This window comes from Bacillus sp. V3B, assembly GCF_024494465.1.
Taxonomy (GTDB): Bacteria; Bacillota; Bacilli; order Bacillales; family Cytobacillaceae; genus Bacillus_BD.
In genome coordinates, this window is sequence record NZ_JAETXM010000052.1 from 1 (window position 1) to 5843 (window position 5843).

5 protein-coding genes are annotated in these 5843 nt (G+C 36.0%); 1 reads left to right on the forward strand and 4 read right to left on the reverse strand.

The features are described from left to right. The first annotated feature begins 221 nt into the window (after window positions 1-221). Entirely contained in the window at window positions 222-1004 is a 783-nt protein-coding gene (gene fdhD, locus JMM81_RS22300) for a formate dehydrogenase accessory sulfurtransferase FdhD (RefSeq protein ID WP_256243750.1), read from the forward strand. Between the two features lie 80 nt (window positions 1005-1084). Here fdhD and JMM81_RS22305 read toward each other — a convergent pair whose 3' ends face one another. From JMM81_RS22305 to fdhF, 4 genes are read right to left on the reverse strand one after another with little or no spacing between them, the layout of a single operon-like run. Beyond that, window positions 1085-1210 (reverse strand): hypothetical protein, encoded by a 126-nt coding sequence (locus JMM81_RS22305; RefSeq protein ID WP_256243751.1) that lies wholly within the window; start codon window positions 1208-1210, stop codon window positions 1085-1087. Window positions 1211-1223: 13 nt separating this feature from the next. After that, window positions 1224-1448 (reverse strand): heavy-metal-associated domain-containing protein, encoded by a 225-nt coding sequence (locus JMM81_RS22310; RefSeq protein WP_256243752.1) that lies wholly within the window; start codon window positions 1446-1448, stop codon window positions 1224-1226. A 23-nt stretch (window positions 1449-1471) separates the two neighbouring features. Then, window positions 1472-1963: a helical membrane plugin domain-containing protein gene (locus tag JMM81_RS22315; protein WP_256243753.1), complete on the reverse strand. Its 492-nt coding sequence runs from the start codon at window positions 1961-1963 to the stop codon at window positions 1472-1474. Further along, on the reverse strand, window positions 1938-4928 hold the full coding sequence (gene fdhF, locus JMM81_RS22320; RefSeq protein WP_256243754.1) for a formate dehydrogenase subunit alpha: 2991 nt from the start codon (window positions 4926-4928) through the stop codon (window positions 1938-1940). Before fdhF ends, JMM81_RS22315 begins: the two co-directional genes overlap by 26 nt. Window positions 4929-5843 lie beyond the last annotated feature (915 nt).

Genomic DNA, 5843 nt, shown 5'->3' on the forward strand with positions numbered 1-5843 from the left:
CGCGATTCATCCCCTCCCTACTCATTGGGCTAACTCCCTTCACATTCCTTGAGGAAGGGGTATTCTCGCCTAAAACTGATAAAGCAACTATTTAGATTAACTTCATTCGTTTTTCGGTTGGGATTACATTATGAAATATACTCAAATAGATTAAAATGTTTTTTTACACCGAAGTTGTCAATACTTTTAGGGACAAGGAGTTGTCAGGAGGTGATTTACTAATGAATTTAAAGAAAGTTAGGATAATTAGATATCATGCTGAATCCTTTGATGAGAATTATGATGATATTGCGGTGGAATATCCATTAACCATAAAGATAGAAGGTGAAGAATTTTTAACATTAGTATGCTCCCCGGAACATTTGGAGGAACTTGCAGTTGGCATTTTGGCTTCTGAAGGATTAATCCGAAATTTAGATCAAATCGAATCATTGTCAATCGACGAAAGCAAGGGATATATCTATGTAGAATTACATAATAAGAAAGTAATAAATAAAGACATGATTTCGAAGAGATTTATCGGATCTTGCTGCGGTAAAAGCAGACAATTTTTCTTTTCCAATGACGTTAAGACTGCAAAAACAATTATGACAAGAACAAAGATTTCAGTGAGTCAGTGCCTGTCATTAATGGGAAAAATGCAGGAGAGTTCATCTGAGTTTCATTTAACAGGAGGGCTTCATAATGCAGCGCTATGCTCGAAGGAGGGGCTAATCATTTTACGTTCCGATATTGGCCGGCATAATGCTTTAGATAAAATTTATGGTTATTGTATTCAAAATAAAATTCGTTTAACAGATAAGGTCATTGTGTTTAGCGGAAGAATTTCCTCTGAGATATTATTGAAAGTGTCTAAAATTGGAGCTGGTATCATATTATCTAAGTCTGCCCCTACCTCCCTAGCTCTTGAACTTGCAAACGATTTAGGAATAACGGCCATAGGTTTCACTCGAAAAGATCGATTAAATATTTATACTCATCCAGAAAGAATTATTGATTTTTAAAACCCCATTCCTTTTAAAAGGAATGGGGTTTTTTACTTACATCATTCGTGGTAATAAAGTATTTTCTGTCCCTTTGTTTCTTATTCTAAATTTGATAAATGAATACGATCATTTGAGCATTCTGGGCATACATCCAAAATGTCAAATGTATACTCTTCTTCATCTAATTCTTCCTGACGACCACAGATTTCACAGATTCTAGGCATATTGTTACCTCCCTTAACTGTTTTGTTCACCCGTTTCTGTAATCTCAAATCCACAATCAATAATGGCCTGTTCAAAGTCAATAAATGAAGCGGCTTTTTCGTCATAGGAAATGACCGCCTCTCCTTTATCGGGATTAAGCTTTATATTTCGAACACCCCATACATCATGTAAAGCATGATTCATTTTTTCTTCATCTGCTTTACTCATTTTCGGAATAGAAATTGTACGTGTAATCAAAATAAGTTTTCACCGTCCCGTCTTCAATGAGTTCGTCCTTTTCCTATTTCTTTTCCCATCCCATTCAAAAATCCAAACATCGATGTAAGTACCATATTGACATCAGGATCCCGCATTTCTTTCACCATTCCCCAAAGGCTAACTTGTTCATTTTTCCCTATCCGTTCTGATGTTTCATCAAGGCCCTTACTTACCCCATTTAAAATGATTTTTAATTTTTCAGGATCAAGCGTTCCTAAAAATTCAATTGTATTGAAACCGTTTTTTATGATGTTATGCATGCTAGGCTGATTTATTTGTTCTAGTGCAATCGCTCCTACTTTTTCCTTTGTTTTTAGAAATCCTTTTAGGATGTCGAGCACTCCTGATTGTTGAAGCTCTTTCAAGATTTCAAGGCTTGTTGTTATGGATTCACGATTTTCTGTAATTTGTTTCATTAATACAGCTATATCCTGTGCTTGTTCTTCTTGAGATGTATACTGGATTTTCTCAATTTGCTTGATTGCTTTCGCCATCAATCAACCCCTCACTTTCTACCATTTCTGGAATTGAGGTAAAATCGGATCGATTCCATTTTTTATCCGTCTCAACCCCAATATGCGGCTGTGGATTGCCAAATCGAAAATTATGGTGAGGTAATGGTGATTCACCATCTTTTTCAAGCACTTCCATTTTCACTTGCATTTCTTTGTAATTTGGCGTATGTGTGATTTTATCATGATAACTGCTAGTCAGCTTGTTAACTGCGCCTTTTCCTTCAGTTGTATGCATAGGTAAGTATAATTCTTTTCCTTTTACTTGATCTGTAACCCATACTCGTACAGTTACATGACCGTAAGGGGACGTAAGACGAACAAGAGAACCTGTTTGAATGTTCCGTTCCTCTGCAAGTTCAGGTGATACCTCCAACCATAGCTCAGGGACTTTATATGTTATTCCCTCTGATTTATAGGTCATGTTACCTTCATGGAAATGTTCTAAAATTCGTCCATTATTCAGATGTAAGTCATATTCATCTCCCGCTTCAAATGGCGGTGTCCAGTCCACCAAGAAAAGCCGTGCCTTTCCATCTGGAAAATGGAATTTTTCTTTGTATAATAATGAAGTGTCGGTCCCGTCTTTACTTACTGGCCACACTTGGCTTTCCCATCCTTCTAGACGTTCGTAACTTACTCCAGCGAAGTGAGGAGCTAGCTTGGCTGCCTCATCCATTATTTCGCCAGGATGTGAATAGTTCCACTTTGCACCAAGTTTATTTGCTAGTTCCTGAAAAATTTCCCAATCGGGCTTACTATCGCCAATGGGATCCAAAACTTTGTAAAACCGTTGTATACGCCGTTCGGTATTTGTAAAGGTTCCTTCTTTTTCAAGGCTAGGTGCAGCAGGTAAAACTACATCAGCAAATTGAGCTGTTTTCGAGAAAAAGATATCTTGTACAACAAAAAATTCTAGTTTTTCGAAAGCTTCATGAACATAATTAATATTTGAATCAACTAATCCCATTTCTTCCCCAAATAAATACATTCCTTTTACTTTTCCGACTTGAATGGCTTCAACAATTTGATGGTTATTGAGCCCTGGTTTTTTTGGAAGTTCTGTTTCCCAAGCTTTTTCATAACGAGCACGGACTTCATCATTTTCAATTGGCTCATATCCAGGCAGCCAGGCTGGCATCGTGCCAAAATCACAGGCACCCTGTACATTATTATGACCGCGCAAAGGATAAGCACCTGTACCTGGTTTTCCGAAGTTCCCAGTAATTAAAAGAAGGTTTGCGATAGCTGTACTGGTATCTGTACCGCTTATATGCTGTGTAACACCCATTGCCCATAAAATACATGTTCCTTTTGCTTTGTGAATCATATTTGCAATTGTAATTAGTGTTTCCTTTGATAATCCCGTGATTTCCTCTGCATATTCAAGTGTGAATTTTTCAAGGGATTCGATATATTTATCTGCATGATTTACACGTTGTTTCAGAAATTCTTTATCTTCCCAGCCTTGATCAACGATATATTTTGTCACTGCTGACAGCCAGACAAGGTCTGTTCCAGGCTTTGGATGTATATGCAAATCTGCTCTTTCTGCTAAATCATTCTTTCGTAAATCTGCTACGATCAGTTTTTGATCATGCAGTTTATTCGTCCTTTTAACTCTTGTTGCTAAGACAGGATGAGACTCAGCCGGGTTTGCTCCAACCACAATGATGAGATCGGAACTTGCGATATCTTTAATGGTTCCTGAATCACCTCCGATTCCTACAGTACGCATTAGGCCAGTAGAAGCAGGGGTTTGACAATATCTTGAACAGTTATCGATATTATTTGTCTTGAAAATTGCCCTTGCCAGTTTTTGAAATAAGAAGTTTTCTTCATTTGAACATTTGGAGGAAGCAATAAAACCAAGAGAATCCGATCCATTTTCTTCTTTTATACTAAGGAATTTCTCAGCAATAAAAGAAAGGGCTTCATCCCATGTTGCTTCATAAAACTTTTCACCTTTTCTAATTAATGGCTTTGTTAACCGTTTCTCGCTGTTCACAAAATCCCAGCCGAATTTCCCTTTTACACATGTTGAAATTCCGTTGACTGGTGCTTCAGGCTGGGGTTGAATTTTCAGGATTTCTCGATCCTTCGTCCAAACTTCAAAGCTACAGCCGACTCCACAGTATGTACAGACCGTTTTTGTTCGGTTAATACGATTCTCACGCATAGCTGCTTCCACATTTGAAATGGTAAAAATCTCTTGATATCCTGGCTCGACTTCTTTTGTTAAATCAATCATTGGTTCAAGAATGTTTTTTGGAATATTTGTCATATAGCCAGCTTTACCCAACATTGATTTTTCCATTAAAGCATTACAAGGACAAACCGATACACAATGTCCACATGATACGCAAGATGATTCATTAATCGGAACATCATTATCCCAAATGACTCTCGGCCGTTCACGCTCCCAATCAATACTTAATACTTCACTAACTTGAAGATCCTGACAAGCTTCTACACAAAGACCGCATAATATGCATTGATCAGGTTCATAACGATAAAACGGGTGAGAGTTATCAGGAGGATAAGGCTTCGATGTAAATTCATATTTTTGATGATCTAGTTGTAAGTGCTCTGCTGTATTATGAACAACACAGTTTCCGTTGTTATTATCACAAACGGTACAATATAGTTCATGATTTTTAAGGATACGTGACATTCCCTCCAACTGAGCTGCTTTTGCCTTCTCAGAAGCAGTACTGACCTTCATATCCGGCCCAACCTTAGTCGTACAGGAACGCTGTAATTCGCCATTAATTTCTACATAACAAGTATCACAAGTTTGAATGACTCCAACTCCCAAATCAGGCTGGGAGGAGCAAATACCTGGTAAAAAAAAGTCGTTATCCCTAGCAGCTTCAAAGACTGACTGCCCTTGCTTAGCCTCAATCTCATTGTTATCAATAAAAAATATAAAATTTTTTTCTTCCATCATTATCCCACCTAGATACTAATCTAATCCTTTACTGTTAAGTATTGGCTAAATGAGAGAAATGTATTACAGTATTACAGTATTACTAATCTAAGTGTGACTGATAAATTGAAAAACTTTATGAGTGGGGAATATATTGAAGGAGTTACTGGGCCTTTTTTAAAAAGCTGCCATGTTAAATATTAATCATGCATTATTTCTTTGTTTATTCCTAATTATCTAATATGAAAGCGCTAAAATGAACAATCGAAAATCTGAAGAAACAACTCAAGAATAACTCTTATAGGCCTAGTGACAGGGTAGCTGCTCTAGTCCGCAGGGTTTCTTCCAATAAAAGTAATTTAATTGTTTAATAAGGTAATAAAAAAGAAATGACAATAAGAAAAAACAAAAATAAACCCATTGAAATCACAGATAAACTTCTTTTTTATTTATAGTTTACAGGTTATTAACTATATTTATAGTTTTACCAAAATAACTTGAAATGTCAGTTCTTTAAATCATTCTTCATACACTAAATGAACAAATAAATTCCCCTTTTAGAGTACTAGTATTCTTCATTTCTAATGTATAAATTTTAAGCAATAGGCCATTTTAAACTGATTATAAAACAGCCATTTTTTTGTTAAATAGTCCCATAAAAAACACATCAAAAAAATTTAATTTGTTTCGTACATAAGAAAAATAAATTGCAATTCTAAATTTTTTAAGTATAATATATTATTAGACAATGCAAACCGCTTTCAACGAAACAGTGGTAACTTTGTGAACAAAAGTAGGTATTGTCGGAGTTGGGCCAGCTGGGATTATGCTTACCCCACTTCTTCATCAATAAAGTAATCAATCAGTCCAGTATGATAATAATAGATACATAGGGTTGATTAAAAAATATTAGGAGGATGTTTATATGAGTAC

Excerpts from the sequence above, each read along its gene's own strand:
- fdhD (WP_256243750.1), top strand. The coding sequence starts at position 222 with ATGAATTTAAAGAAAGTTAGGATAATTAGATATCATGCTGAATCCTTT.
- JMM81_RS22305 (WP_256243751.1), bottom strand. The coding sequence starts at position 1,210 with ATGCCTAGAATCTGTGAAATCTGTGGTCGTCAGGAAGAATTAGATGAA.
- JMM81_RS22315 (WP_256243753.1), bottom strand. The coding sequence starts at position 1,963 with ATGGCGAAAGCAATCAAGCAAATTGAGAAAATCCAGTATACATCTCAA.
- fdhF (WP_256243754.1), bottom strand. The coding sequence starts at position 4,928 with ATGGAAGAAAAAAATTTTATATTTTTTATTGATAACAATGAGATTGAG.